This window comes from Klebsiella electrica (genome assembly GCF_006711645.1).
GTDB classification, from domain to species: domain Bacteria; phylum Pseudomonadota; class Gammaproteobacteria; order Enterobacterales; family Enterobacteriaceae; genus Klebsiella; species Klebsiella electrica.
Window position 1 is genome coordinate 94,923 of the sequence record NZ_CP041248.1, and the last position, 25,413, is coordinate 120,335.

Sequence of the window (25,413 nt, forward strand, 5' to 3'; positions counted from 1 at the left end):
AAACAGAAATATCAGCAAGATAGCTTAAACAGGTGTCGGGAAATTTCGTTGAGATATTTTGAAGGAATCACAGTGTAAGCAGGCGCTTTTTCAGGGAGGCGCGTTCTTGCGGGTTGCGTCCCTTGTGATTGGCGATGCGATCCGCCGTGGCGGCCTGGCGCTTGACGGGCCAGTAGGAGCGGCCATCCTTGCCCATCGACCAGACGCTGCTGGCCTGGTTTTCCAGCAGGGGCAGATGGGCGCTCAGGGCTTCGGGCGACGCGCTGGTCAGCGCCGTGCGCTCACGGGTGCGCCAGCGCTGATGCCAGAGCTTCTTGTCCTCGCGCTCGCTGCCGCAGGTCGTGTGCCCGACGATGGGTGTTTTGCGGCGGCTGCGGCTCATAACGTAGTGGTCTCCAAGAACATTCAGGACTGATCCCAGGCGTCGATGGTCAAGACCTGATCGGCAGGACAGGCGGCTACGCGGTCGGGAACTGGATGGTGTTCAGTCTCATGCCGACCCCATTCGATTGATCGCGTCGCTTGCGGCACGCTGCGACGCAAGGAGGTTTGCGACCTGGTTTAGCAGCCGTGTCCGCTGCATGTCTGTTACCTATCTCCCCGACCGCTCATTGGACCAACTCCAGAGATTGGGCTCTATCGCTCAGCCAATACGAAACCGGCATTGGCTGATGCCACAACCGAGACTAACACAAATGGCTCGGTACCTGTATTTCGCGCCCCGTGCACTTGGCCCGGTCTTGCCACGGCTATCTCACCTTCCCTGAGGGCACGAACAATCCCATTGCCCTGAAAGTAATCAGCCATTCCCGACAAAACAGTCCACGTGTCTTGGCCGTGAGGATGAATGTGAGCCGCAATTTCCTGCCCGGGATGGACATGCCAAACCACGATAATTGAGTCTCGGGTTTCAAGCACAACGGAACGAATAGGCTCGCCTTCGGACGGCTGAACATACTCGGCTACAGAAAATATTCTCGATTCAACAGTCATCGGAGATCCCTCTTTCACAGTTGTCGTTACGGTCTTCATCGTCGGCATCCTGACGCACGGCGGGCAATTGCTGGAGCAACGCCGGCAGCCATTCCTGTACCGTCTCCCACACCACATCGAGGTTGATGTCGAAATAGCCGTGAGCCATGCGATTACGCATATTGCGCATGCTGCGCCACGGCACGTCGGCATGCGCCTGGGTGAACTCGACGTAGCCATCCATCACCTTTGTGGCCGCCTCGCCGATGACGATCAGGCTCATGATGACGGCCTGCTGGGTGCGCTTGTCGGCCAAGAAGTCGTCCTTGGCCATCCCTTCCACGAAGCTGCGCGCATCGGTTGCGGCCTGCTGAATGTGGTCGAGGTAATCGGGCAGGCGGTTCTCGCTCATATCGGTTGCGCCTCCGCGAGCACCTTGGCCCGGAACTTCGGCGGCAGGTCGCCGGGAGTCAGCAGATCGACGTCAACGCCGAGCAGCGATTTCAGTTCTTCTTCCAAATCGCCCAAGTCCAACAACGTGGCACCGGGCAGCGCATCGACCAACAGGTCGAGGTCGCTGCCATCCCGGTCGGTGCCATGCAGCACCGAGCCGAAGACGCGCGGGTTCGCGGCGCGAAAGCGGCCTACCGCTTCACGCACTGCGCTTCGCTTCATGTCAAGCACAACAGACGGTCGCATGCGCATCCTTTCTTATCGAAACTCGTTGAGATGATATGCAATCAAGAATAGAATTTCAAGAACTATTTTCGAGAATCGCAATGCCTTGATTCCCGTGCCGCGCCGGTTGCCTTGGCGGGCTTGTCACAAACCTACGTTTTCAAGAAGAAGGAAACCGCATGCCCCGCCGTTCGATCCTCTCCGCCGCCGAGCGCGAAAGCCTGCTGGCGTTGCCGGACACCAAGGATGAGTTGATCCGTCACTACACGTTCAGCGAAAGCGACCTCTCCATCATCCGGCAGCGGCGCGGCCCGGCCAATCGGCTGGGCTTCGCGGTGCAGCTCTGCTACCTGCGCTTTCCCGGCGTCATCCTTGGCGCTGATGAGCCACCGTTCCCGCCATTGCTGAGACTGGTCGCCAACCAGCTCAAGGTCGGCATCGAAAGCTGGGACGAGTACGGGCAGCGTGAGCAGACCCGACGCGAGCACCTGGTCGAGCTGCAAACGGTGTTCGGCTTCCAGCCGTTCACGATTGGCCACTACCGGCAGGCTGTCCAGTTGCTGACCGAGCTGGCCATGCAAACCGACAAGGGCATCGTGCTGGCCAGAGCCTTGATCGAGCACCTGCGGCGGCAGTCGGTCATTGTGCCCGCCCTCAACGCCGTCGAGCGGGCGAGCGCCGAAGCGATTACCCGCGCCAACCGGCGTCTCTACGACGCCTTGGCTGAGCCGCTGACGGACGTGCATCGCCGTCGCCTCGACGATCTGCTCAAGCGCCGCGACAACGGCAAGACGACGTGGCTGGCCTGGCTGCGGCAATCCCCGGTCAAACCGAACTCGCGGCACATGCTGGAACACATCGAACGCCTCAAGGCGTGGCAGGCGCTCGACCTGCCCTCCGGCATCGAGCGGCTGGTTCACCAGAACCGGCTGCTCAAGATCGCCCGCGAGGGCGGCCAGATGACGCCCGCCGACCTGGCGAAGTTCGAGCCGCAGCGGCGTTACGCGACCCTGGTGGCGCTCGCCATCGAGGGCATGGCCACCGTCACCGACGAAATCATCGACCTGCATGACCGCATCCTGGGCAAGCTGTTCAATGCCGCCAAGAACAAGCATCAGCAGCAGTTCCAGGCATCCGGCAAGGCGATCAATGCCAAGGTGCGGCTGTTCGGGCGCATCGGCCAGGCGCTGATCGAGGCCAAGCAAGCGGGCCGCGATCCGTTCGCCGCCATCGAGGCCGTCATGTCCTGGGATGCTTTCGCCGAGAGCGTCACCGAAGCGCAGCGGCTCGCGCAACCCGAGGACTTCGATTTCCTGCACCGCATCGGCGAGAGCTACGCCACGCTGCGCCGCTACGCGCCGGAATTTCTCGACGTGCTCAAGTTGCGGGCCGCGCCCGCCGCCAAGGACGTACTCGACGCCATCGAGGTGCTGCGCAGCATGAACAGCGACAACGCCCGCAAGGTGCCCACCGACGCGCCGACCGAGTTCATCAAGCCGCGCTGGCAGAAGCTGGTGATGACCGACACCGGCATCGACCGGCGCTACTACGAACTGTGCGCGCTGTCGGAGCTGAAGAACGCGCTGCGCTCCGGCGACATCTGGGTGCAAGGCTCGCGCCAGTTCAAGGACTTCGAGGACTACCTGGTGCCGCCCGCGAAATTCGCCAGCCTCAAGCAGGCCAGCGAATTGCCGCTGGCCGTGGCCACCGATTGCGACCAGTACCTGCATGACCGGCTGACGCTGCTGGAAACGCAGCTCGCCACCGTCAACCGCATGGCGCTGGCCAACGAGCTGCCGGACGCCATCATCACGGAGTCGGGCCTGAAGATCACGCCGCTCGATGCGGCGGTGCCCGATACCGCACAGGCCCTGATCGACCAGACGGCGATGATCCTACCGCACGTCAAGATCACCGAATTGCTGCTGGAGGTAGACGAATGGACGGGCTTCACCCGGCACTTCGCCCACCTGAAGTCAGGCGACCTGGCCAAGGACAAAAACCTGTTGCTGACCACGATCCTCGCCGACGCGATCAACCTGGGCCTGACCAAGATGGCGGAATTGTGCCCCGGCACGACCTACGCCAAGCTGGCCTGGCTGCAAGCCTGGCACATCCGCGACGAAACCTACGGGGCGGCACTGGCCGAGCTGGTCAACGCGCAGTTCCGACATCCCTTCGCCGGGCATTGGGGCGACGGCACCACGTCATCGTCGGACGGCCAGAACTTCCGCACCGGCAGCAAGGCCGAGAGCACCGGCCACATCAATCCGAAATACGGCAGCAGCCCAGGGCGGACGTTCTACACCCATATCTCCGACCAGTACGCGCCGTTCCACACCAAGGTCGTGAACGTCGGCGTGCGCGACTCGACCTACGTGCTCGACGGCCTGCTGTATCACGAATCCGACCTGCGGATCGAGGAGCACTACACCGACACGGCAGGGTTCACGGACCACGTCTTCGCGTTGATGCACCTGCTGGGCTTCCGCTTCGCCCCGCGCATTCGTGACCTGGGCGACACCAAGCTCTACATCCCGAAGGGCGATGCCACCTACGAGGCGTTGAAACCGATGATCGGCGGCACGCTCAACATCAAGCACGTCCGCGCCCATTGGGATGAAATCCTGCGGATGGCCACCTCGATCAAGCAGGGCACGGCGACGGCCTCGCTGATGCTCAGGAAGCTTGGCAGCTACCCGCGCCAGAACGGCCTGGCCGTCGCCCTGCGTGAGCTGGGACGCATCGAGCGCACACTGTTCATCCTGGACTGGCTGCAAAGCGTCGAGCTGCGCCGCCGCGTGCATGCCGGGCTGAACAAAGGCGAGGCGCGCAACGCGCTGGCCCGCGCCGTGTTCTTCAACCGCCTGGGGGAAATCCGCGACCGCAGCTTCGAGCAGCAGCGCTACCGGGCCAGCGGCCTCAACCTGGTGACGGCGGCCATCGTGCTATGGAACACGGTCTATCTGGAGCGGGCCGCGAACGCCTTGCGTGGCCACGGTCAAGCCGTCGATGACGGCCTGTTGCAGTACCTGTCGCCGCTCGGCTGGGAGCACATCAACCTGACCGGCGATTACCTCTGGCGCAGCAGCGCCAAGATCGGCGCGGGCAAGTTCAGGCCGCTACGGCCGCTGCAACCGGCTTAGCGTGCTTTATTTAATGAGATGGTCACTCCCTCCTTCCCGGTATTATGCTGAGGACAGGCTTTCATTCGGAGAACTATCATGGAAAACATTGCGCTCATTGGTATCGATCTGGGTAAAAACTCTTTCCATATTCATTGCCAGGATCGTCGCGGGAAGGCTGTTTACCGTAAAAAATTTACCCGGCCAAAGTTGATCGAATTTTTGGCGACATGCCCCGCTACAACCATCGCAATGGAAGCCTGTGGCGGTTCTCACTTTATGGCACGCAAGTTGGAAGAGTTGGGGCATTCCCCAAAGCTGATATCACCACAATTTGTCCGCCCGTTCGTTAAAAGCAATAAAAACGACTTTGTCGACGCCGAAGCTATTTGTGAAGCTGCATCGCGTCCGTCTATGCGTTTTGTGCAGCCCAGAACGGAATCTCAGCAGGCAATGCGGGCTCTGCATCGTGTCCGTGAATCCCTGGTTCAGGATAAGGTAAAAACAACCAATCAAATGCATGCTTTTCTGCTGGAATTTGGCATTAGCGTTCCCCGAGGAGCTGCCGTTATTAGCCGACTGAGTACCCTTCTTGAGGACAATAGTTTGCCTCTTTACCTCAGCCAGTTATTGCTGAAATTACAACAGCATTATCACTATCTTGTTGAGCAGATTAAAGATTTGGAATCCCAGTTGAAACGAAAGTTGGACGAAGATGAGGTTGGACAGCGCTTGCTGAGCATTCCCTGCGTCGGAACACTGACAGCGAGTACTATTTCAACTGAGATTGGCGACGGGAAGCAGTACGCCAGCAGCCGTGACTTTGCGGCGGCAACAGGGCTTGTACCTCGGCAGTACAGCACGGGAGGTAGGACGACATTGCTGGGAATTAGTAAGCGAGGTAATAAAAAGATCCGAACTTTGTTGGTTCAATGTGCCAGGGTATTCATACAAAAACTGGAACACCAGTCTGGCAAATTGGCCGATTGGGTCAGGGATTTACTGTGCCGGAAAAGCAACTTTGTCGTCACTTGTGCTCTGGCAAACAAGCTGGCCAGAATAGCCTGGGCCCTAACGGCACGACAGCAAACTTATGTAGCATAACGGCAGAAATACACCGGTTTAAAGAATTACTGATCTGGTTTTGCGAATACTGATATTGATGATACTAACGGCCCACCGGCCTGTTGAGGAACCTGTAAAACGGAAAGGCTCATTGAAGCCGTATATTTTCTGGAGGTTCATCAGGCGCGGAACTCATCAAGGCGCGGGAATAAAATCCCATTCAGACGCCGGATAGATTCAAGCAAGCCAACTTGTCGTCAAAATCGGTGTTGCAAAAACGGGAGTGACCATAGATTCCGTTTTCTGAGACGACCCCTGGCTGCGCGCCTACGACTTCACGACTGACCGCGGCGCCATGGCGCTCAATGACTACGCCCGCTCCAACGACCCCTTTACACGGGTCGGCCGGCAGCAGGTCGCTGTCGACGTCTCCAGCGTCATCCGCGCGTCCCCGGACAGCTTCCGCGTCGCCTGGGTCGAGCGCCGATACGAAAATGGCCAGCTCGCCGAGACCACGCGCTGGACCGCGATCCTGACGATCGTCGTGCAGATCCCCCGAAACGCCGACCGGCTCAGGGCGAACCCGCTCGGCATCTACGTCAACGCCATCAACTGGTCACGGGAGCTTGGGCAATGAAGCCGTATTTCCGTAAAGCCGGAAACCCGGCTTCACACACACACGTACTCCCGGCTCTCCGTAGAGCCGCATTCCCGGTCGTTCTGCTAGCGGCGACCGCGCTCGCGGGCTGCGCGACCACCAATCCGCCGCCGGAGATTTCCTACGACAATGCGGCTCCGGCGGTGCAGACCGTCGATCCACCCGCGCCGGTCACCGTGGTCGAGCTGCCCCGGCCGCTGCCGCTGCCTGGCCAATTGCAGCGTGTGGAGGAGACGCGGCGTGCCCCGGAGCCTTCTAATCCGACCGCTCGCGTCAACCAGGCAAACGAGGCGGCACGAGTCCAGCCGGTGCGCGACGGCTTCATTAACTCGATGCAGGTCTACCCGTGGACTCAAGGGGCGCTTTATCAAGTCTATACCGCCGTCGGGCAGATCACCGACATCGCGCTCCAACCCGGGGAGCAGCTTGTCGGCGCAGGCCCGGTGGCCGCCGGCGACACAGTGCGCTGGATCATCGGCGACACCGAGAGCGGATCGGGGGCAACGCGCCAGATCCACATCCTAGTAAAGCCCACCCGCGCCGACCTGATGACAAACCTCGTCATCAACACCAACATGCGCACCTATCACATGGAGCTGCGCTCGACAGAGCGCACCTATATGGCGTCGGTCTCATGGCAGTATCCGCAAGACCAGCTCATTGCGCTGCGCCGTCAGAACGCCGAGGCGCAGGCGGCCCAGCCGGTGGCGAGCGGCGTCGATCTCGCGAACGTCAACTTCCGCTATGCGATCGAGGGCGACCGTGCGCCGTGGCGGCCGCTGCGCGCCTTCGACGACGGACGCCAGGTCTTTATCGAGTTTCCGCGCGGCATCGGTCAGGGCGAGATGCCGCCACTCTTCGTCGTCGGCCCCGAGGGCAACACCTCTGAGCTCGTGAACTATCGCGTTCGCGGCCACCACATGATCGTTGATCGTCTGTTCGCGGCTGCCGAACTTCGCTTCGGCTCCGGCCGCGAGCAGAAGCGCGTCAGGATCGTCCGCACAGACGGGAGGCCGACCTCGTGAGCGAGAACCCGCCCCGGATTGAGGAAGTGCCGGACGACGATGCGCAGCCCCTGACCGGCGAGCCGGTCGGGCCTGCGCCGATGCGGCTGCGGGCCGAACCGCCCCGCGTCACCCGGTTGTCGCGGAAGGTTCTCGCCGGCCTCGGTCTTGTCGCCAGCGTCGGGCTCGGAGGTGCGCTGATCTACGCGCTTCAGACCCGCGACGCCGGTCGGCCGAACGACGAACTCTATTCGACCGAGAACCGCTCGACCGCTGACGGACTGGCCGGCCTGCCGCGAGATTACAGTGGCGTGCCACAGCTCGGTCCCCCTCTTCCCGGTGACCTCGGCCGGCCGATCCTTAGTACCCAGGATCGCGGACAGCCGGTGCCCACACCCGGGACGGCCACGCCCAATCCCGGCATCAGCCCGGAAGAGCAGCGCCGCCTTCAGGAAATCGAGACCGCGCGCACCAGCCGTCTCTTCTCCGGATCGGAAAGCCGGGGCACACCCGCTGCTGCGGGAGCTGCCCCAGCGCTCGCGCCGGTGCCGGATTTGGCGAGCATTGGCCTCGCTCCGCCGCCCGCCACGCCCTCGGCGCAGGACCGGCAGAACGCGTTTCTGAACGCCGCGGCCGATCGCAGGACGGTTGCGCCCGATCGCGTCGCTGCGCCAGTATCGCCGAACGTCCTTCAGGCGGGAGCAGTGATATCCGCGGCGCTGATCACCGGCATCCGATCCGATCTACCCGGCCAGATCACCGCGCAGGTCACCGAAAACATCTACGACAGCCCAACCGGCCGTATCTTGCTTGTGCCGCAAGGCACTCGTGTGGTCGGGCAGTACGACAACAACGTGCAGTTCGGCCAGAGCCGAGTCCTGCTCGTCTGGACTCGGCTCGTCTTCCCGAACGGGCGCTCGATCGTTCTCGAGCGCCAGCCTGGTGCTGACGCTGAAGGGTTCGCCGGGCTGCAGGATGGCGTCGATTACCATTGGTGGGATCTGGCCAAGGCTGCGGGATTGTCGACACTGCTGAGCGTCGGCGCCGAACTCGCGGTCGACAACGACGATCAGCTCGTTCAGGCGATCCGGAACGGTGGGCAGGACACCATCAACGACGCAGGGCAGCAGATTGTGAGGCGTCAGCTCAACGTCGCGCCCACGATCACTATTCGGCCCGGATTTCCCGTGCGCGTTCTCGTGACGCGAGACTTGGTACTGGAGCCATATGGAGGGTGATGATGTCGAAGCTTAAGCTAGGCCCCATCGCGGACGACAAGCCGCTTAAGGTACAGGTCGAGCTACCTGCAGCTCTCCACCAGGACCTTGTTGACTACGCCCACCTATTGGGCCGAGAGCAAGGTCAGTCCGCTGTTGACCCAGCTCGGTTAATCGTCCCGATGTTACAACGGTTCATCGCGACAGACCGTGGCTTCGCCAAAGCCAGGCGAACGTTGACGCCGGGGAGCGCCGATTAATCCGTGGTCCCCGCTCTAGAGGGGGTGTCGAAACACTTCAGCAGCAGCGGCAGAGTCGGGTTGTCGTTGTCACTGGAAGAAATTATAGCGGCCGTCGGCGCCCGCGCCGATGGGAGCGGGATCAACGCGATATCCGGCCGGTAGATCACGCTGGTGATGGTCAAGCCGAAGCCCTGTTCGACCATCGTCAGCAGGGTTTCTCGGCTGACTTGTTGGATCGAGAGTTGAACCGCTCCGTCTCCGGCGCCCACCATGCGCCGGAGTATGCCAGCGAGCTCACGCCCAGCGCCATCCGAGCGAACGAGGAAGACTTCGTCACAAACGTCCTCCCACGACAGCTGTGGCCGTGCTGCCAACTCGTGAAGCGGGGACAATGCCACGAACAGATCTGGTTCGCAGAGACGTCGAACTTGGAACTGAGGGCTCTTGCTCGCACTCAGGCTGATTGCTGCGTCCAGTAATCCGCGCTTCACCCCCAAAGTGTTTTCTTCTGAAGTGCCTTCCTCAAGCTTTACCTCGATCGTCGGATGTCTATTTCTGAATGCCGAGAGAATGTTGATGATCGGGCACGCCGGGAACGCTTCAAGCATTCCAAACCTCACGAGCCCGGTCTTGAGTTTCCGCGCGGAGCGGATCTCCGTTGCGGCGTTACGAAGGTAGCGCGCTCCCACCACCGCTTGTTGAAGGAAGCGCTCACCTTCTGGAGTCAGCCCTGCCCCCGCTCGCGTACGCTTGAAGAGAGAAAAGCCAAGTTGGCGCTCAAACAGCTGCACACGTCGGCTGACGGTGGATTGCGATATCGATAGGCGCTCCGCCGCTCGGCGGAAGCTGCCGGCCTCGGCGACCTGAACGGCGTACTTCAGGTATCGGAGATCAAGAGTCAGGTCGGGCATGAGACCCGTCCGATCATACCGGCGGTCTCATCGGCGAACCGCCTGCGCCCGGTGAGCGGCACCCATGCACGTCCACTTTCATCGAGCCCACCCCCGCTAGCGCCTGGGGAACGAGCACGTCCGTTGATCTCAGATGTGGAATCCGAGCTGAGCCCCTCAATGAGCATGACCATGTCCGAATCTGTCATAGATGCATGCGGCGGTCATACATTTTCACACGCTTGAAGTCTATGCGCGAAGCATATATTCTTGCGGTATGGAGCCTGAGGTCGCCAAGTACCATTTAGGTGCACTCGCGTTGGCCGTTGCAGACAGCATCGCCAGTGTCTCGGCCTCGTTTTCACCAAGCGGCCCGGGGACCGCCGTGATGGTGTTACTCAGCATGGAGCCCGGACTGCCGATCAGCGTTTTGGCTACCTCGATCGGGCTTTCTCATGCCGGGACGGTGCGATTGATCGATAGGCTCGAGCGCGAACAGTTGGTGGAACGACGAAGACAAATCACCGACAGGCGGGCGCGCTTCATTCACCTCACCAATTCGGGGAAGAAGATAACGGACGCCTTGCTCAAGGCACGGGAGCAGGTGATCTCCGAATGTATTTCGCCCCTGTCGCCCAATGACCTCGACATTCTAGGCATGCTGTCGGAGCGGCTCCTTGTGGCAAACGGCTTCGACAAAGATGGCTCGGTCAGCCTTTGCCATCTGTGCGGCTACAGCAGGATCGCGCCTTCCCGTGGTAAAGCTAAGCCGGGGCGCTCGCCACGCTGGAACGTCGCATCAGAAGGCTGACGATATGATCAGGCAGGCTTGAAATAATGGGATCGTTTGCGCTCGAACTTCTTCTATGCGTACTTGCCTTCGGGTTCGGATATGCGGCGAACCAAGGCGGAACCTGTTTAGTGGTGGCCGCTCATGAGTTACACAGAAGACAGCCGCCGAAAATGTTCGTCGGATTTCTCGCAGCGTCGGCAGCGGCAGGCCTGGTTGCGGTCCCGATAGTCTGGACGGGAACACTGGGCGCAACACTCGCACCCTCGACCAGCATCAATTTCCTCCTGCTCATCGGCGCCATCGCCTTCGGCCTCGGCGCACTCATTAATGACACATGCCTGCTCGGATCGCTGGCGCGGCTTGGGGATGGGGAGATGCGACTTCTAGCTCTACCCTTGGGATTAACGATTGGTATCTTGGCTGCCGACCATGGCAGGTTCGGCTACGATTCAACATGGCCAAGCTTAATCTCCAAACCGAGCGCAACAGGCCTCGTTACTCTCCTAGCCTTCCTAGTTGTGCTCGTGCTGGCACTCGTTTTCGTTTCCACGAAGAGCGTTCTGCGAACAAAGCCGGGTTGGTCGTTCGGCGCTTCGATGATTGGACTCGGTATCACTGGCGGACTTCTATATGCACTCTCGCCGGCCTGGACCTTCGCAGACGTGATTCAACGCGCCCTTCCTCTCAGAATGTCCCCGGCCGGCGAGGTCGCGCTCACTGCGGTGATCTCTTCGATCGCAGGCGCCCTAACCGCCTCCTTTCGCCAAGGCAATCTGCGTCTCCAACTGCCGACAGCCAATGGCATTCTGCGATCTGTCGTCGGCGGCACATTGATGGGTATCGGCATCGCGCTCATACCCGGCGGGAATGATGGGTTGATCCTCGCAGCGGTTCCGACTCTTTCACCTGGTGGGATAGTCGCCTACCTTCTGATGACGACGACAATCGTCTTCGGATTTGCAGCGCGTGGTAAGTTATTCCGGCGCTGCCTTTCACGGCCATGATAAGGGCAACAGAGGACTTGCCCTCCTGACATGAGCATTTATCCCGACCGGGAATATCGGCTGACTAGCTCGTATGCCTTTGCAGGCCCTTGGACCATGATGACCACTTCAAAGGCCGCCGGCCCCAGAATCCTGTAGGTTGCATGGTAGGTGTCGTCTCCGCAGGCATAGACGCCACTCGCTTCCAACCCGGTATCCGTCCGCGAGAAACTCAAGCTGAGGAACTGCGTCCCGATATGAGGTCCGTCTGCGAACTCGACGACAACACTGTCCTCGCTCAAGCGATAGCGATACTGCCGGCACGCGGAGAATACTCTGCCATCTGCCAGTGAGAGAATGCCGCTCTCTCGATAAGCGAGCGCGCCTTCGCCGATCGCTGCTACGATTTCGGTGGGCATGGTTATCTCGTCCAGGGCCGCGTCCATCCGTACAGGCTGGACGTTTGCCAACGGGCTATAGGCCCACCCGGAGCGCCAGCCCCATCAAGTCAAAATCCCGCAAAGGTCGCGCGTTTGCTGGGTAAAGGCATCGCCGATGAGGATGGCTTCGTGAGGCAGCGAAGCGCGAGCCAGCCGCTCGACATATCTCGCTTATTAGTATATGGTATATGCGTCGCGCATATACTGCAACGCCTGCCCGAAGCACGTAGACGACGTTCGTGACGTTCCCACGGGACCACTGTTGAGGAATTTTAGATGAGCATTTTCGACCGTTATGAATTTCTTGTCCCCGAGCACGGTCGGAGGGATCTTGGCCTGCTTAGATGGGCTCTCGTGATCGTATTTCTGTGGTTCGGCGCGATGAAGTTCACAGCGTACGAGGCCTATGGTATCGCCCCGTTTATCGAACACAGCCCGATCATGAATTGGCTCGGCATGTTCGGGACGCAGGGGCAAAGCTATTTCATCGGCGTTATCGAGTTATCGACCGGTCTCGTTCTGATCCTTGGTGCATTTCGTCCACTCTTCTCTGCGCTAGGCGCACTAATGTCAGCAGCGACCTATCTGATCACGCTGACCTTTTTCATCACCACTCCAGGTGTCGCGGAGCAGACTGCCGGCGGCTTTCCTGCGATTTCGGCTGCACCAGGGCAGTTTCTACTGAAGGACGCAGTTCTGCTAGCGGCGTCCCTCGTGCTGCTGCGTGCTTCGGTCCGCCACAGAGGGGCGCTTGTGCTCTCGTGACTGTGGTCCTCTCGTGACGGCGGGCGTGCAAATCCTGCAGAACCTCCGCGGGGCATGGATGCTCCGTCGCGATATCGAGCCCGGAGGCGCTCAGCTGCATGGCGACGCGGTCTTCGCCCGTTTCGCCGCAATCCCCGACGTCGTGGAGCACGGACTGTTCCTCAATGGGATTGATACAATCGTGATCGCGCGCGGTGACACGATGGAAGTGCGACGCCGGGGGCAAGCTAGGTCTCGCTGATCTGCACCTGCGCGGCCTGGATGACAGCGCTGACGCGGAGTGATTCTCGGGCGCGACCTACGGCGATTCCGAGCGAAAAGGCTTGCCCTATAGCCGCCAGGTATCAACGGTTCCGCGGCCTTAACGAGCCGGACCCGTTTTTTTCGGCGCGCTCGATCAGTCGAAATCCTCCGAAACCCTTCTAAAACAGGACATTTTCCACAAGCCGCGCGGAGGAAGAGGACCACGGTATGGCTTGCTGTCTATGCTCCGCGCACATATAGATGTGGCAATGGATGGACCTCGAGATCGAAACATTTTCGGGGCGTTCGCACTCATGATCAGCGACGACATCGTTCGCGCTAGTTCATCGCGGGCGCCGGAAGCTGGACCCGCCGCCTCAGCGCTGGCGTTGCTCGCGCACAAGCCCGGGCTCTCGATCCGTATGCTTGCGATCGGGGTGGGCCTTTCACATGCTGGAACTGTTCGCCTGGTGGATAGATTGGTAAGCGAGGGATTGATCGAGCGTAGGGAGCATTCGACAGACGGGCGCGCGCGATCCCTCTATCTTACTCCAACTGGCAAGGTCGCGAGCGACGAGGTCCTGGCCTCGCGCGATCAAGTGATTGCCGAAGGGCTATCGATCCTTAATCCAGACGAACTGAAAACCTTATCGGACATCGCTGAACGCGTTCTCCGAAATCGCTTGGAAAACCTCGAGCAGTCATACCGCATCTGCCGCTTGTGCTGCTACGAGGGCTGCACGAACTGCCCCGTCGATGCCGAATTGCATGAGCGAGGTGTGGACCGCGAGAAGAACGACGACGCGTAGGAGACTCGCAATTGCGGCAGCTCAACGCTGCTCAGATGGCGGGGCTTCATAATGTCAGCGAGCCTACCATCAGCCGCATTCTTTTGGCTACGCGTCAAGCCGGCCGATCGGGCATGGCGGTCTCATTCTAATATGTCGGTGATCGCCCCACTTTTAGCCGCTCAATTGATCGGAACGCGGTTTCGGAAGCGGCCGTTCAAACCACTCGCTGCATTCCCATTTCTCTATGTCCGATAGGTAGTTTCGGGGAAAAGCAGTCGGGAACAGGTTTCGGGAACGCATGCTCCGGCAGGAGCGCAGCGCGCGTCCCACACGCGTTTTCCCGGTAGAGCTTCCCAATCGGCAAAGTGCGGGCCACCTCAGACTGCGAACGCGAAAAACCGCCTGGCTGGTCACTCAAGGCAGGGTAACGACGATTTTCGCTGCGGATACACCCGCCTTCAGGGCTTCCAAGGCAGCCTGGAGCATTTCAAGGCCCTGGCCCACGATCTTCGCCGGAGGGGCGGGGACGAACGTGCGCGCCGCGAGAGCCTGCGGCAGGAATTCGCGGTAGATCATTGGACCAACCTCGTCATCCTTGAGGCTCGTCCCGGAGATGTGCGTCGCCTCGACTCCAAATGAACGCTCGTCGGGCGGGGCCAGCGTCGCTGCCACCCGGCGCGAGCCCTCGCATCTCGCAACTACGGCAAAACAGTCTTTCATGTGACCGGTCGCGTGAAGCGTTCCAGCGAGACTGCGCCCGCGCATTGCCTCAATCACGTCTTCCACGATGGCTGGACTCGAGTGGTCAAGAACCTCGCTTGCACCCAGCTCCTTCAACAGGCCGACGTTGCGCGCCGAAGCGGTGGCGACGCACCTGTAGCCCGACGCCACCGCGAGCTGGATGGCGTTGCAGCCAACGCTCGACGATCCACCCCAGACCAGAACGACCTCTGGACGCGCGGTCGGCGAGTGTAACGGTGGCGCGAGAGCCAACTGTGTCCGTCCGTAGAGCCCGCTTGCGGCGGTGCCAAGGCCAAGCGGGAGGACTGCCGCATCAGCGAAGGCAATGTTGTTGGGGATCGGCGCCGCCATGTGGTCCAGCACGATCGTGTGGTGCTGGAACGCACCCTGCGCAGGTTGATTTACGGTTGTCCCGACCGCCTGTCCGATGACTCGATCGCCGACCTTGAACCGCTCGACCGCGCCACCGACCGCCGCGACCTCACCGGAGACGTCGCTGCCGAGAATCGCGGGATAGTCGAGCCATGGCAAAAGCGCGACGTCCTGCAGAATCCAGTCGAGTGGGTTGATCGCGATGGCCGCGTTGCGGATCAATATCTCGTTCGCCGCCAGATGCGGCAGAGCGGTGACACCGATCCTCAGTGGCTGCCCCGGCGCTTTCTGCCAGGCGGCCTGATTAGTCACGGTTTCGGTCATCATCAACTCTTTCTGTCAAGTATTACAGCTGGGCGTTCGTCTGAGCGGTCCAACCGCCAGGTCGGGCGCACGAAGTGGCAGCTATAGCCCCCAGGATAGCGCACCAGGTATTCTTGGTGCTCTGGCTCCGCCTCCCAAAAGGGTTCTTCTGGGTTGATCTCCGACACGACCGGGCCAGGCCAGCTTCCTGATGCCTCGATTTCCGCGATGGTTGTGAGGGCGACTTCCTTCTGCACTTCGGTGGTGTAGAAAATCGCCGATCGATAGCTCGGACCGACATCGCTGCCTTGTTGCTCGTAGGTCGTGGGGTCATGTATCTGGAAGAAGAGTTCCAAGAGCGAGCGATAGGCGAGAACGGAAGGGTCGAAGGTCACTTCCACTGCTTCCGCATGGCCGTAATGTCTCGCGTAGGTCGGATCAGGCATTTCTCCGCCTGTGTAACCGACACGCGTCGAAATGACTCCCCTGGCTCGGCGCAGCAAATCCTCCATGCCCCAGAAGCAGCCGCCTGCGAGAATTGCTCGCTCTGTCGCGGCCGCCCTATTGCCGGTAGGCGATTGGCTCACAGTCCGTTCGCCCTCCTCCGTGTGCGCCACGGTCAAGCCAGCCTCGCGGGATCCGCAGCCTGACTGGCGCTCAAGAGCTCGGTCTGCACGTCCGAACCCCGGATGAGACTCAGATCGACGGGACACCGATCAGCGATCGCGAGGATCCGAGCGCGCTGATCATCACTCAGCGGCCCATCGAGGACAATGGTGCGGGTGAACCGGTCGGGTGGCATCATGTCCGGCACCTTCTCGTGCTGCACGGTCGTGCTCGCCCGTTCGAGCGGAAAGCCCTTGCGGTTCGCATAGAGACGCATCGTCATCACCGTGCAGGCTGCGAGGCCGGCAGATACGAGTTCGTAGGGAGATAGTCCGGTCCCGAGGCCACCGACCGATGCTGGCTCGTCGGCGAACAGAGTGTGCTCGCCGCTGCGGACCTTGAGCTGGAACGTCCCTGCAAGAGTTTCGGTGGCGACGACGCCCTCCGCAACCTCGATCTGCGGAAGATCCGCGCTGAGTGGTGGGAGAAAGCGGCTCGCCCAAACCGCCACCATGGCCGCGGCGTAGTTCGCGTCCGCGACGTCGGTGAGAAGGTGATCCGCGTTGTCGAGCGAGATGAAGCTTTTAGGGTGCCTGGACGCGACGAAGATGCGCGACGCGTGGTCGATGCCGACCACCTGATCCAGCGGAGAGTGCATGACCAGCACCGGCCGTCGCAGGGAGGCAATGGCCTTCTCGACGTCGATCCCCTCAACCGCCTCAAGGAACCCTCGGCGAATGAGGAAGGGCCTACCGGCAATCTCCACCGAGGCCTCGCCCTCGCTCGCGATGGTGTCCAGATCATTCGGTCCGAAGAGGCGCAAGATATGCTGAAGGTCGGCCGGCGCACCAATCGTCGCTACCGCCGCAATATCAGGCATGTCGGCGGCGGCTACGATCGCAGCGGTGCCACCCAGGCTGTGCCCGACGAGGAGGGACGGTGACATGCCCGCCGCCGCCATCGCATTTGCGGCGGCCCGAAGGTCCTCGACGTCCGACGCGAAGTTCACAGGTTCTCCCGTCCCACCGCCGATCCCGGTCCCGGCGAAATCGAACCTCAAGACCCCGATGCCCGCACGCGACAGCGCGCGCGAGATGTGAACAGCGGCGCGACTGTCTTTCCCGCACGTGAAGCAGTGGGCGAAGATCGCCCAGCCCCGCGGCGTCCCTTCCGGCGGTTCGAGGTGCCCGGACAGCGGAGAGCCAGCCCCACTGACAAACGTAAATGATCTTCCTGCCATGTCCATCAAACCTCCAGCACGCGGCTTGGCGGTTGCGCTCTCAGAACCTTCGACGGAGCTGAGCGGAGCGCACCGCCAACCGGTAATCGTCATCTCAGGCTATCATTTATATGTCTGGCGCATATAGACAAGCCCCTATATCATGATTATATGCGCCAAGCATACTTCTGCGACCTGCGTTCCAAAGGCGGTCTCACGGAAGAGGTATCAGTCAGGCGCGTGGGCCAAAGGACTATGGAACTCAATCAAGTCAGCTATTTCATCAACTTGGCCGAGACGCTGAATTTCACAGCGGCCGCTCGCTTGAGCGGTGTGTCACAGCCAAGTCTGACCCGCGCGATCCGCCGCTTGGAAGATGAGCTTGGCGGGCCGCTGATCTATCGCGACGGGAAGAACAGCCGCCTGACTGGCCTTGGCCATGACGTCGAGGCAGAATTCCGGCGCATGGTGGTCGCGATGAAGAGCGTTCGCAATCACTCGGAGCACTGGGCGATGGGGGGGCACCGCGTGCTGGATGTCGCCGTCGCGCCCACCGTCGGACCAAAGGAATTTACGGCATTCTTCGAGAGCGCATTGGCGGAGATGCCATCCATCGAAATCAAGCTGCACTCGCTCCAGTCGAACGAGGACACATCGGAGGTGCTTTCAGGAAAATACCACGCGTGCATCATGCCGCGTGAAACAAGACCGGAACGCAAGCTGGATGTGCATCCTCTATTTCGGGAGCGCTTCGTGCTCGGCTGTTCTGCAAACCATCCCTTGGCTGCCAACGAGATCGTGCGCGGCGAAGACCTGCTCGAGTTTCCTTTCGTCGATCGCCTGAAATGCGAGTTTCGCGATCGGATCCTCGATCACTTCGCGCGACGGGACTTGCTCATGCGACCTCGCTTTCGATCAGATCGCGAGGACTGGGTGCAACGGGTCGTCGCTGACGGCCACGCCATATGCATTCTTCCGGAACGATCGCCGACCGTGCAAGGCCTCGTCACTCGGCCGATCGACGGATTTGTCTTGGAGCGCGAAGTCGTGATCGCGACAGTATCCGGCTCCACGGCAACGGTCGAGATACGGAACATCGCGCAGCTGGCAGCCCGGTATGAGTGGAACTGAATCACGACGTGAAGAGCTTCGGCGCTATGGAAACTATACGCGCAGCGTATTGGATAAATCTGGGGCGCATGCTATAGTCGGCGCAATGACTGCAAAGATAAATGACAGTGTGTCGAGCTCTCTAGATTAATTATTGGAGACTATCATGAAGTTTGAGAAGTCACAGGCAGCAGTTGACCGCCTGACCCCCGAGCAACGCCGGATTACCCAGGATTCGGGGACCGAAAGGCCCTTCACGGGTGAGCACAACGACAACAAGGAGCCTGGCATCTACGTCGACATAGTGTCGGGAGAGCCGCTGTTCGCTTCAACGGACAAGTTCGATTCGGGTACTGGCTGGCCCAGCTTCACCAAGCCGATCGTTCCGGCAAACGTGAACGAGGTGCGGGACAGTGCACACGGCATGGTCCGGACGGAGGTCAGGTCGGTACACGCCGACAGCCATCTGGGCCACGTTTTCCCGGACGGTCCTTCCGACCGCGGCGGTCTGCGCTACTGCATCAACTCTGCGTCCCTTCGCTTCATCCCGCGCGACGAGATGGAGTCCGAGGGATACGGTGAATATCTCGATCAAGTAGAGGAGGCTTAACATGCATCAGCGCGCTGTTCTCGCAGGAGGATGTTTCTGGGGCATGCAGGATCTGATCCGCAAGCGGCCCGGCATCATCTCGACCCGTGTGGGTTACACGGGCGGCGATATTCCGAACGCCACGTATCGTAATCACGGCACGCATGCCGAGGGGATCGAGATTGTCTTCGACCCGACAGTGACGAGCTACCGGCACATCCTGGAATTCTTCTTCCAGATCCACGATCCGACGACGCTGAACCGCCAGGGCAATGATCGTGGGCTCTCCTACCGGTCGGGCATCTATTATGTCGACGAGGAGCAGAAGCGCGTCGCCGAGGATACGATCGCCGATGTGGATGCCTCGGGGCTGTGGGATGGCAAAGTGGTGACCGAGGTCCAGCCGGTCGGCGAGTTCTGGGAGGCCGAGCCCGATCACCAGGATTATCTGGAGAAGCGGCCGGGCGGCTACACCTGCCACTTCGTCCGTCCCGACTGGGTTCTTCCAAAGCGGCATGAGGCCGGCGATGTGAGCCCTGCGGCCGGGGCTGCAGCGGAATAGGCTTCGCTGCCGTTAGTGCCGCGCCGATCCGGTTCGCAACCTCCGACGACCGCGTCAATCGACGCGGTCGTCGAACCCGGCCTTGAAGCAGATCATTCCATTCAGCCGCCGTCGCAGTGCCAGGATCCAGATATGACAGACCTCTCCTCCTTTCCCATCACGCAGCGCTGGCCAGCATCTTATCCGGATCGCTTGCAACTATACGCGGCCCCCACGCCCAACGGCGTCAAGGTCTCGATGATGCTGGAGGAGACTGGCCTGCCGTATGAGCCCCACTTCGTCGACATCTCGAACAACGAGTCGAAGGATCCAGCGTTCGTGTCGTTGAATCCCAACGGCCGCATACCCGCGATCATCGATCCGGCTGGCCCTGACGGCCAGCCCATTGGCATATGGGAAACCGGTGCGATCCTCATCTATCTGGCCGACAAGACGGGGCAGCTCATCTCAACAACACCCGCCCAGCGGTACGAGACTCTGGCCTGGGTGTTCTTTCAGGTGTCGGGCGTTGGGCCGACCTTCGGACAGCTAGGCTTTTTCCTGCGATTTGCCGGCAAGGACTATGAGGACAAGCGACCTCGGCAGCGCTTTGTTGATGAATCCAGGCGTCTTCTCGGGGTCCTGGATCACCGGCTGGAGGGCCGCGAATGGATTGTCGATGATTACTCGATCGCGGACATTGCGACGTTTGGCTGGGTGAATGCGCTGGTCGAATTCTACGCAGCGGGCGACATCCTCGGCCTAAGCAGCTATTCGAACGTGCAGGCATGGCTCGAACGCGGGCTGGCGCGACCGGCTGTACAGCGTGGCCTGCGAATTCCTGCGAGGCCTGCATGACCATTATCGCCGCATATTATTACAACGAAGGTAAGCGAGTCCGTGAAATCAGGCTCGATGAGCACGTCGAACTAAACGAGAATCGCTCGGGCTTCTGCTGGATCGCGCTTAGCGAGCCCACCGCAGACGAACTCAGCGCGATCCAGACGACGTATAACCTCCATCCTTTGGCGATCGACAACGCCATGCACCCGCTGTGCCCGCCCAAGCTCGAGGTCTACAACAATGAGTTGTACGTCGTCGCCCAGACCGCCGAGCTGGTCGGCGACCGGATCAGCTACGGCAAGATGGCGATCTTCACCGGTCACAATCACCTTATCACCGTGCGGCACGGCAATGCCGGAGCGCTGGGCAAACTTCGGGAGCAACTCGAGGCATCGCCGACGCAGTTCGGCAAGGGTGTCGACTATGTGCTGCACGCGATCTTGCACCGAGTGGTCGACCAGTATCTGCCCATCTTCGAAATGATCGAGGACGACGTCCTGGCGATGGAGCGACGGTCGCTGCACGATTTCCTCGGGCCAGAAGAGGTGGCGCGAATCTTCGAACTAAGGTCCGAACTCACGCGGTTCCAGCGCACGCTCGGGGCTATGGCCGAGCTGGTGCGAAAGCTCGTTCGCGGCCACTTTCCCTGCATCAGCGCCGAAATGACACCATATTTCCACGACGTCGCGGACCATGTCCACCGCGTGCAGTCCATGGTCGACGGCCTCCTGCTTGTCCTGTCCACGGTCTTCGAGGCCAGCAGCCTTCTGGAAGCGCAAAGGATCGGTGTGGTCACTCGCCAGCTCGCGGCCTGGGCGGCGATCTTGACGGTCCCGACGGCGATCGCCGGAATATATGGCATGAACTTCAAGCACATGCCGGAACTGGACACGCCATATGGCTACTTCGTCGTGCTCGGAGTGATAGCGGTGTTCTGCCTTCTCCTGTTCATGCGCTTCAAGAAGGCCAAGTGGCTATGAGTAACGCACTTCGCGAGCTTCTCCGTCCGCGGGGTTTGAGAGCCAATGGAACGAAAACGTACGCTAAGAAGTTAATTCATTGTTTAAATTGAAATTTAGTTCTCTCAGTTCCCCCTTCAAAATATCCTCCGGTAGCGTAAACGTATAATGCCCCAGCATATTGATATGCCCGTGCATCAGTGGGGACAACCGGGCGATATCTTCAACCCCGATTTCTTCTCCATTACTGCGTATCCAGCTCAGGGCTTCCTGCATATAAAGTGTGTTCCACAGTACCACTGCGTTAGTGACCAGGCCCAGTGCCCCCAGCTGATCTTCCTGACCTTCACGATAGCGCTTTCTGATCTCACCGCGCTGCCCGTAGCAGATCGCCCTCGCCACAGCATGGCGGCCTTCCCCCCGGTTTAGCTGCGTCAGGATCCGCCGACGATAATCCTCATCATCAATATAATTAAGAAGGTACAGCGTCTTGTTGACGCGCCCCACTTCCATGATCGCCTGTGCCAGCCCTGATGGGCGCGAGCTTTTCAGCAAAGAGCGAATGAGTTCTGAAGCATGAATGGTGCCCAGTTTCAGCGAACCGGCGGTTCGCATCATCTCATCCCACTGATCCTCGGCTTTCGACAGATCGGCACAACCACGTGCCAGTTCGTCCAGTGCACCGTAATTTGCCGATTTATCCACTCGCCAGAATACCGCTTCACCGGCATCGGCAAGCCGGGGGGAAAACTGGTATCCCAGCAGCCAGAAGAGGCCAAAAATAATGTCGCTGGTACCGGCTGTGTCTGTCATGATCTCAACCGGATTCAGCCCTGTCTGCTGCTCCAGAAGGCCTTCCAGCACAAAAATGGAATCTCGTAATGTGCCGGGGACAACGATGCCGTGGAATCCAGAGTACTGATCAGAGACGAAGTTGTACCAGGTGATGCCACGTCCGGAACCAAAATATTTTCTGTTAGGTCCTGAATTGACGGTTTTCACCGGCGTGACAAAGCGCATGCCATCAGCTGAAGCCACTTCGCCACCACCCCAGCGGCCAGCAAGCTCCAGTGTGGACTGAAAATCAACCAGGCGGGCATTGGCGCTGACCAGCGTTTCTGCCCGGAGGTAATTCTGTTTTACCCAGCTAAGCCGGTGGCGCGTCAGCGCCGGTATATTGTGCTTTATCAGCGGTTCCAGCCCGATATTGCAGGCCTCTGCCATCAGGACCGCGCACAGGCTGATGTGCAGATCCTGTGCCCGGGCCCCGGATTCACTGACATGCGTAAACTCACGTGTAAATCCCGTTCTGGCATCTATTTCAAGCAACAGTTCCGTCAAATCTACTGGCGGGAGTAGCAGCCTTACCCGACTGTTGAGACGATGCAACGATGTTGGCTCCTCCAGTTTCTCCAGGCTGCTGATAGTCAGGGAAGGATGTTTACCGTCATGGCAAATATGAACCTCCGCATTTCCTTCAAAGCGGGATGCGACGGTTTTCCAGGTTTCATCTAGCTGGACCGCCAACTGTTGCACGCCTTTATGTCCATCAGTGGGATGTCCCAGCGCCCGGCAAACGGGGACCCGCTGAGCCTGCCATTCTTCCCCCTGCAACAGCTTCTCGCGGGGATTTCCCCAGCGATCGCTGTTTTCGAGCCAGATGTCCCTTCGACGTAGTGCATCCTGAAGGCGCTCCAGCAGACAAAGCGAGTAACCGGCACGCTGTATCCGGCCCTCCGCATCGTATACCAGGCGTTTCCAGGGGCCGGTAATAATATGTTCAGGCGCATTGTCCAGGATGCGCTTTTTCGAGCAGTTCAGTTCGGTCAGATAATGAATGGCGGACAACGTATGTTCTCCGGCTGGCGCTGCCTGGAAATGCAGGTCGCGCAATACCGCCGGAAGAAAGCGCTTTACCCGCCCGTACTGCTCCACCATTTCGTCATGGAAATTGTTGTTCTGAGGCCGGGCCAGCTCATTTACCTTGCAGACGGATTCTGCCAGCCTGCTTTTCGGTATGCTGTTGAATATGGTCTCCCTCAGTTCAGCATCGTCAGCCTGTTCATCCAGCAACAATGAACATGCCCGCGCCAATATTAGCGCAGCACGATCAAGATCTTTAAGCGTCCTGAGCCGTTTTTTCTGCCCCGTTTTCTTCGCCGCACGAGTGATATCCAGTATCAGCATATCGAGCACATCAACGGCCTCATCCAGCGCCGCAGTCTCCTGCGCTTTAACGAATGCTGTGAGTACGGCCAGTTTTCTCTGCTGTGGCATTCGCGCGATATATTTTACCGACGCCATGCCTGCGTAACGGGCCAAATTACGCAGTTGTATAGCAGGCAGACCGGTAAAATTCAGTCGGGAAAATTCCAGGTTTCGCAGCCGGATATACCGCTCCAGCGCTTCGGTAAATGCCGGGCCGCTGACGGTGACCGGTCCCTTTTTCAGTTGCTCCAGCGGTGAAGTACGCTGCCCCTCAGGAATGTCCAGAAGCTCCGTCACGCGGGCGGTCTGCCAGCTGTCCGGCAACGCGGCCAGTTTCTTCCACAGCCGCTGATTTGCCCGTTCGCGTATTTCACTGACGAGACGTACAAGTGTGGTTGCTCCGGGCAGCAGGACCTTATTCTGAAGCAGCCACGCGGTGGCAAAATCAAACATAAGGCCGGGTCGCTCATTACTGAGCCATGCGCGGGTGTACAGCAGGCGCTTCAGGCGGAAAGACCAGGGGAAATCGCCAAATTCATGGTAACCGTAATATTCCTTAATCAGCGCAGTATGCTCTCTGAGGGTGGTAACCCGTTCTGCGTAGCGGGTAAGGACTTCTGGACGGCGAATATTAAGCTGCACCGCGACAAATTGCTGAACACCTGGCAGAACCCGGGTTAAGTCTGTCAGAAAGGTGCCCAGAAAACGGGCGGTGGTGAGCTGAAGCGCAATTCCCAGCCGGTTATGCCTTCCCCGCCGCTGGTTAATGAAGGCAAGATCCCGCTCATCAAGATGAAAATAGCGCGCCAGCTGCACGTCATTGGGTTCTGCAACATAGCGACCATAATTCAGTTCCTGCTCAGTGGTCAGAAAATCGACGGGCATACCGGCCTCCCTGCCTGATGGTCATGAATTAACAATTTCGCAACCGTCCGAAATATTATAAATTCTCGGACACACTAAAATGGTGTTGTCTAGGTGTCTATTAAATCGATTTTTTGTTATAACAGACACCCACTGTCCGATATTTGATTTAGGATACATTTTTATGCGACTTTTTGGTTACGCACGGGTATCAACAAGCCAGCAGTCCCTCGATATTCAGATCAAGGGGCTTAAAGAGGCGGGGGTGAAAGCCAGTCGCATATTTACCGACAAAGCATCCGGCAGTTCTACCGACAGGAAAGGACTGGATCTGCTGCGAATGAAGGTGGAGGAAGGTGACGTCATCCTGGTGAAGAAACTCGACCGGCTTGGCCGCGACACTGCCGATATGATCCAACTGATAAAAGAATTCGACGCTCAGGGAGTCGCGGTCCGATTCATAGACGACGGGATCAGCACCGACGGTGAAATGGGGAAAATGGTTGTGACCATTCTTTCAGCTGTAGCCCAGGCCGAACGCAGGAGGATTCTGGAGCGTACGAACGAAGGACGGCAGGAGGCCAGGCTGAAAGGTATCCGGTTTGGCCGAAAGCGCATCATCGACAGAAATAGTGTACTGGCACTTCATCAGCAGGGAACTGGTGCAACAGATATTGCCCGCCGGCTCAGTATTGCCCGTTCCACTGTTTATAAAATTCTGGAAGATGAGAGCCGGGTTAATCTGAGCAAAATTTGAGGACGAACATGAGTGATGTAAAGGCATTCAACAATTGCATGAGTGTGTTCTGGCGACAGCATGAAGCCGAATTCTCTCGCTTTCTGACATCGAAGACAGGTGATAGCGAAAAAGCAGCAGACCCGGAGAAGACGAAGGTGATTATCGTGACGCTTGCCGAAACGACACCTGTACTGGAAGCCGCTAACCTGCAGCAGGATCTACGCCGAGCTGGCATCGAGCCGTGGGCATGGGTCGTTAATAACAGCCTGGCAGCTGCTCAACCGTCTTCGCCTTTCCTGAAGATCAGGGCGAACCGCGAGCTGCCTCTCATCTCTGATGTGGAAGAGCAGTATGCAAAGCGTATTGCATTAACAGCGCTACAGAGCGAAGAGCCGGTTGGTATTGACCTGCTGGAAGAAATGGCGAAGTAATAATGAAGGGGGCAAATGCCCC

The 25,413-nt window shown here is 59.5% G+C and carries 26 protein-coding genes and 1 pseudogene; 17 read left to right on the forward strand and 10 right to left on the reverse strand.

Annotated elements, in window-relative coordinates; translation table 11 throughout:
- Positions 1–67: 67 nt before the first annotated feature.
- From Electrica_RS25795 to Electrica_RS25810, 4 genes are all read right to left on the reverse strand, one after another.
- Positions 68–382, reverse strand: a complete 315-nt coding sequence (locus tag Electrica_RS25795; RefSeq protein WP_000091613.1) for a hypothetical protein — start codon at positions 380–382, stop codon at positions 68–70.
- A 254-nt stretch (positions 383–636) separates the two neighbouring features.
- Positions 637–993 carry a cupin domain-containing protein gene (locus Electrica_RS25800; RefSeq protein WP_000215515.1) on the reverse strand — a complete coding sequence of 119 codons (357 nt, stop codon included), beginning with the start codon at positions 991–993 and terminating at the stop codon, positions 637–639.
- Positions 983–1,384, reverse strand: coding sequence for a HepT-like ribonuclease domain-containing protein (locus tag Electrica_RS25805; RefSeq protein WP_001293886.1), 402 nt, complete (start codon positions 1,382–1,384; stop codon positions 983–985). Before Electrica_RS25805 ends, Electrica_RS25800 begins: the two co-directional genes overlap by 11 nt.
- Positions 1,381–1,671, reverse strand: coding sequence for a nucleotidyltransferase family protein (locus tag Electrica_RS25810; protein ID WP_001247892.1), 291 nt, complete (start codon positions 1,669–1,671; stop codon positions 1,381–1,383). The genes Electrica_RS25805 and Electrica_RS25810 overlap by 4 nt, the downstream gene beginning before the upstream one ends.
- A 158-nt stretch (positions 1,672–1,829) precedes the next feature.
- On the opposite strand from Electrica_RS25810, the gene Electrica_RS25815 reads away from it, so the two are divergent.
- The 6 genes and pseudogenes from Electrica_RS25815 (at position 1,830) to Electrica_RS25840 (ending at position 8,979) form a co-directional block, all read left to right on the forward strand.
- The gene (locus Electrica_RS25815) at positions 1,830–4,796 is read left to right on the forward strand and encodes a Tn3-like element ISPa38 family transposase (RefSeq protein WP_032640605.1); all 2,967 of its coding nucleotides are present in this window, start codon (positions 1,830–1,832) and stop codon (positions 4,794–4,796) included.
- 78 nt (positions 4,797–4,874) lie between these two features.
- The gene (locus Electrica_RS25820) at positions 4,875–5,879 is read left to right on the forward strand and encodes an IS110-like element IS4321 family transposase (RefSeq protein ID WP_022542389.1); all 1,005 of its coding nucleotides are present in this window, start codon (positions 4,875–4,877) and stop codon (positions 5,877–5,879) included.
- Between the two features lie 277 nt (positions 5,880–6,156).
- Positions 6,157–6,477 (forward strand): annotated as a pseudogene (trbF, locus tag Electrica_RS25825) (conjugal transfer protein TrbF); the annotation flags it as partial.
- Complete coding sequence (gene trbG, locus Electrica_RS25830) at positions 6,474–7,523, forward strand: P-type conjugative transfer protein TrbG (RefSeq protein ID WP_011191356.1); 1,050 nt, start codon at positions 6,474–6,476, stop codon at positions 7,521–7,523. The pseudogene trbF and the gene trbG, both read left to right, overlap by 4 nt.
- A complete protein-coding gene (locus Electrica_RS25835; RefSeq protein ID WP_011191355.1) occupies positions 7,520–8,740 on the forward strand; it encodes a TrbI/VirB10 family protein in 1,221 nt (406 codons plus the stop codon). The genes trbG and Electrica_RS25835 overlap by 4 nt, the downstream gene beginning before the upstream one ends.
- Positions 8,741–8,742: 2 nt before the next feature.
- Positions 8,743–8,979, forward strand: coding sequence for a DUF2274 domain-containing protein (locus Electrica_RS25840; RefSeq protein ID WP_026227538.1), 237 nt, complete (start codon positions 8,743–8,745; stop codon positions 8,977–8,979).
- Here the strand turns inward: Electrica_RS25840 and Electrica_RS25845 are convergent.
- Positions 8,976–9,872, reverse strand: a complete 897-nt coding sequence (locus Electrica_RS25845; protein ID WP_011191354.1) for a LysR family transcriptional regulator — start codon at positions 9,870–9,872, stop codon at positions 8,976–8,978. The two genes, Electrica_RS25840 and Electrica_RS25845, sit on opposite strands and share 4 nt — an antisense overlap.
- A 367-nt stretch (positions 9,873–10,239) precedes the next feature.
- Here Electrica_RS25845 and Electrica_RS25850 point away from each other — a divergent pair, with 367 nt between their 5' ends.
- Both Electrica_RS25850 and Electrica_RS25855 read left to right on the forward strand, forming a co-directional pair.
- Positions 10,240–10,662 (forward strand): MarR family winged helix-turn-helix transcriptional regulator, encoded by a 423-nt coding sequence (locus Electrica_RS25850; RefSeq protein WP_223296479.1) that lies wholly within the window; start codon positions 10,240–10,242, stop codon positions 10,660–10,662.
- A 26-nt stretch (positions 10,663–10,688) separates the two neighbouring features.
- A complete protein-coding gene (locus tag Electrica_RS25855; RefSeq protein WP_004099025.1) occupies positions 10,689–11,648 on the forward strand; it encodes a YeeE/YedE thiosulfate transporter family protein in 960 nt (319 codons plus the stop codon).
- A gap of 38 nt (positions 11,649–11,686) precedes the next feature.
- Here Electrica_RS25855 and Electrica_RS25860 read toward each other — a convergent pair whose 3' ends face one another.
- Positions 11,687–12,046: a DUF6314 family protein gene (locus tag Electrica_RS25860; RefSeq protein WP_166479491.1), complete on the reverse strand. Its 360-nt coding sequence runs from the start codon at positions 12,044–12,046 to the stop codon at positions 11,687–11,689.
- Positions 12,047–12,343: 297 nt separating this feature from the next.
- Here Electrica_RS25860 and Electrica_RS25865 point away from each other — a divergent pair, with 297 nt between their 5' ends.
- Both Electrica_RS25865 and Electrica_RS25875 read left to right on the forward strand, forming a co-directional pair.
- Positions 12,344–12,832: a YkgB family protein gene (locus tag Electrica_RS25865; protein WP_004099027.1), complete on the forward strand. Its 489-nt coding sequence runs from the start codon at positions 12,344–12,346 to the stop codon at positions 12,830–12,832.
- A 557-nt stretch (positions 12,833–13,389) separates the two neighbouring features.
- A complete protein-coding gene (locus Electrica_RS25875; RefSeq protein WP_004099028.1) occupies positions 13,390–13,884 on the forward strand; it encodes a MarR family winged helix-turn-helix transcriptional regulator in 495 nt (164 codons plus the stop codon).
- A 396-nt stretch (positions 13,885–14,280) separates the two neighbouring features.
- On the opposite strand, the gene Electrica_RS25880 is transcribed toward Electrica_RS25875, so the two are convergent.
- The 3 genes from Electrica_RS25880 to Electrica_RS25890 all read right to left on the reverse strand — a co-directional run bounded on the left by Electrica_RS25880 (position 14,281) and on the right by Electrica_RS25890 (position 17,134).
- The gene (locus Electrica_RS25880; protein WP_004357654.1) at positions 14,281–15,306 is read right to left on the reverse strand and encodes a zinc-binding alcohol dehydrogenase family protein; all 1,026 of its coding nucleotides are present in this window, start codon (positions 15,304–15,306) and stop codon (positions 14,281–14,283) included.
- Entirely contained in the window at positions 15,306–15,794 is a 489-nt protein-coding gene (gene msrA / locus Electrica_RS25885) for a peptide-methionine (S)-S-oxide reductase MsrA (protein WP_045269765.1), read from the reverse strand. The genes Electrica_RS25880 and msrA (Electrica_RS25885) overlap by 1 nt, the downstream gene beginning before the upstream one ends.
- 107 nt (positions 15,795–15,901) lie before the next feature.
- The gene (locus Electrica_RS25890; RefSeq protein ID WP_045269764.1) at positions 15,902–17,134 is read right to left on the reverse strand and encodes a bifunctional alpha/beta hydrolase/OsmC family protein; all 1,233 of its coding nucleotides are present in this window, start codon (positions 17,132–17,134) and stop codon (positions 15,902–15,904) included.
- Positions 17,135–17,362: 228 nt separating this feature from the next.
- Between Electrica_RS25890 and Electrica_RS25895 the strand changes: the two genes are divergently transcribed.
- The 5 genes from Electrica_RS25895 (at position 17,363) to Electrica_RS25915 (ending at position 21,170) form a co-directional block, all read left to right on the forward strand.
- Positions 17,363–18,238, forward strand: a complete 876-nt coding sequence (locus Electrica_RS25895; RefSeq protein ID WP_011191349.1) for a LysR family transcriptional regulator — start codon at positions 17,363–17,365, stop codon at positions 18,236–18,238.
- A 145-nt stretch (positions 18,239–18,383) separates the two neighbouring features.
- Positions 18,384–18,827, forward strand: a complete 444-nt coding sequence (gene msrB, locus Electrica_RS25900) for a peptide-methionine (R)-S-oxide reductase MsrB (protein ID WP_004099035.1) — start codon at positions 18,384–18,386, stop codon at positions 18,825–18,827.
- Between the two features lies 1 nt (position 18,828).
- Positions 18,829–19,368: a peptide-methionine (S)-S-oxide reductase MsrA gene (msrA, locus tag Electrica_RS25905; RefSeq protein WP_004099036.1), complete on the forward strand. Its 540-nt coding sequence runs from the start codon at positions 18,829–18,831 to the stop codon at positions 19,366–19,368.
- Positions 19,369–19,500: 132 nt separating this feature from the next.
- Positions 19,501–20,205 (forward strand): glutathione S-transferase N-terminal domain-containing protein, encoded by a 705-nt coding sequence (locus Electrica_RS25910; RefSeq protein WP_004099038.1) that lies wholly within the window; start codon positions 19,501–19,503, stop codon positions 20,203–20,205.
- Positions 20,202–21,170, forward strand: coding sequence for a magnesium and cobalt transport protein CorA (locus Electrica_RS25915; protein WP_045269763.1), 969 nt, complete (start codon positions 20,202–20,204; stop codon positions 21,168–21,170). The genes Electrica_RS25910 and Electrica_RS25915 overlap by 4 nt, the downstream gene beginning before the upstream one ends.
- A gap of 63 nt (positions 21,171–21,233) precedes the next feature.
- On the opposite strand, the gene Electrica_RS25920 is transcribed toward Electrica_RS25915, so the two are convergent.
- Positions 21,234–24,242 (reverse strand): Tn3 family transposase, encoded by a 3,009-nt coding sequence (locus Electrica_RS25920; RefSeq protein WP_012817690.1) that lies wholly within the window; start codon positions 24,240–24,242, stop codon positions 21,234–21,236.
- A gap of 163 nt (positions 24,243–24,405) precedes the next feature.
- Here Electrica_RS25920 and Electrica_RS25925 point away from each other — a divergent pair, with 163 nt between their 5' ends.
- Entirely contained in the window at positions 24,406–24,978 is a 573-nt protein-coding gene (locus tag Electrica_RS25925; protein ID WP_001556711.1) for a recombinase family protein, read from the forward strand.
- Positions 24,979–25,016: 38 nt separating this feature from the next.
- Positions 25,017–25,391 carry an ArsA-related P-loop ATPase gene (locus Electrica_RS25930; RefSeq protein WP_000110555.1) on the forward strand — a complete coding sequence of 125 codons (375 nt, stop codon included), beginning with the start codon at positions 25,017–25,019 and terminating at the stop codon, positions 25,389–25,391.
- Positions 25,392–25,413 lie beyond the last annotated feature (22 nt).

Bases quoted from the DNA above. Each gene is read 5' to 3' on its own strand.
- Electrica_RS25795 (WP_000091613.1), bottom strand. From the start codon at position 382: ATGAGCCGCAGCCGCCGCAAAACACCCATCGTCGGGCACACGACCTGC.
- Electrica_RS25800 (WP_000215515.1), bottom strand. From the start codon at position 993: ATGACTGTTGAATCGAGAATATTTTCTGTAGCCGAGTATGTTCAGCCG.
- Electrica_RS25805 (WP_001293886.1), bottom strand. From the start codon at position 1,384: ATGAGCGAGAACCGCCTGCCCGATTACCTCGACCACATTCAGCAGGCC.
- Electrica_RS25810 (WP_001247892.1), bottom strand. From the start codon at position 1,671: ATGCGACCGTCTGTTGTGCTTGACATGAAGCGAAGCGCAGTGCGTGAA.
- Electrica_RS25815 (WP_032640605.1), top strand. From the start codon at position 1,830: ATGCCCCGCCGTTCGATCCTCTCCGCCGCCGAGCGCGAAAGCCTGCTG.
- Electrica_RS25820 (WP_022542389.1), top strand. From the start codon at position 4,875: ATGGAAAACATTGCGCTCATTGGTATCGATCTGGGTAAAAACTCTTTC.
- trbG (WP_011191356.1), top strand. From the start codon at position 6,474: ATGAAGCCGTATTTCCGTAAAGCCGGAAACCCGGCTTCACACACACAC.
- Electrica_RS25840 (WP_026227538.1), top strand. From the start codon at position 8,743: ATGTCGAAGCTTAAGCTAGGCCCCATCGCGGACGACAAGCCGCTTAAG.
- Electrica_RS25845 (WP_011191354.1), bottom strand. From the start codon at position 9,872: ATGCCCGACCTGACTCTTGATCTCCGATACCTGAAGTACGCCGTTCAG.
- Electrica_RS25850 (WP_223296479.1), top strand. From the start codon at position 10,240: ATGGTGTTACTCAGCATGGAGCCCGGACTGCCGATCAGCGTTTTGGCT.
- Electrica_RS25855 (WP_004099025.1), top strand. From the start codon at position 10,689: ATGGGATCGTTTGCGCTCGAACTTCTTCTATGCGTACTTGCCTTCGGG.
- Electrica_RS25860 (WP_166479491.1), bottom strand. From the start codon at position 12,046: ATGCCCACCGAAATCGTAGCAGCGATCGGCGAAGGCGCGCTCGCTTAT.
- Electrica_RS25865 (WP_004099027.1), top strand. From the start codon at position 12,344: ATGAGCATTTTCGACCGTTATGAATTTCTTGTCCCCGAGCACGGTCGG.
- Electrica_RS25875 (WP_004099028.1), top strand. From the start codon at position 13,390: ATGATCAGCGACGACATCGTTCGCGCTAGTTCATCGCGGGCGCCGGAA.
- Electrica_RS25880 (WP_004357654.1), bottom strand. From the start codon at position 15,306: ATGATGACCGAAACCGTGACTAATCAGGCCGCCTGGCAGAAAGCGCCG.
- msrA (WP_045269765.1), bottom strand. From the start codon at position 15,794: ATGGAGGATTTGCTGCGCCGAGCCAGGGGAGTCATTTCGACGCGTGTC.
- Electrica_RS25890 (WP_045269764.1), bottom strand. From the start codon at position 17,134: ATGGACATGGCAGGAAGATCATTTACGTTTGTCAGTGGGGCTGGCTCT.
- Electrica_RS25895 (WP_011191349.1), top strand. From the start codon at position 17,363: ATGGAACTCAATCAAGTCAGCTATTTCATCAACTTGGCCGAGACGCTG.
- msrB (WP_004099035.1), top strand. From the start codon at position 18,384: ATGAAGTTTGAGAAGTCACAGGCAGCAGTTGACCGCCTGACCCCCGAG.
- msrA (WP_004099036.1), top strand. From the start codon at position 18,829: ATGCATCAGCGCGCTGTTCTCGCAGGAGGATGTTTCTGGGGCATGCAG.
- Electrica_RS25910 (WP_004099038.1), top strand. From the start codon at position 19,501: ATGACAGACCTCTCCTCCTTTCCCATCACGCAGCGCTGGCCAGCATCT.
- Electrica_RS25915 (WP_045269763.1), top strand. From the start codon at position 20,202: ATGACCATTATCGCCGCATATTATTACAACGAAGGTAAGCGAGTCCGT.
- Electrica_RS25920 (WP_012817690.1), bottom strand. From the start codon at position 24,242: ATGCCCGTCGATTTTCTGACCACTGAGCAGGAACTGAATTATGGTCGC.
- Electrica_RS25925 (WP_001556711.1), top strand. From the start codon at position 24,406: ATGCGACTTTTTGGTTACGCACGGGTATCAACAAGCCAGCAGTCCCTC.
- Electrica_RS25930 (WP_000110555.1), top strand. From the start codon at position 25,017: ATGAGTGTGTTCTGGCGACAGCATGAAGCCGAATTCTCTCGCTTTCTG.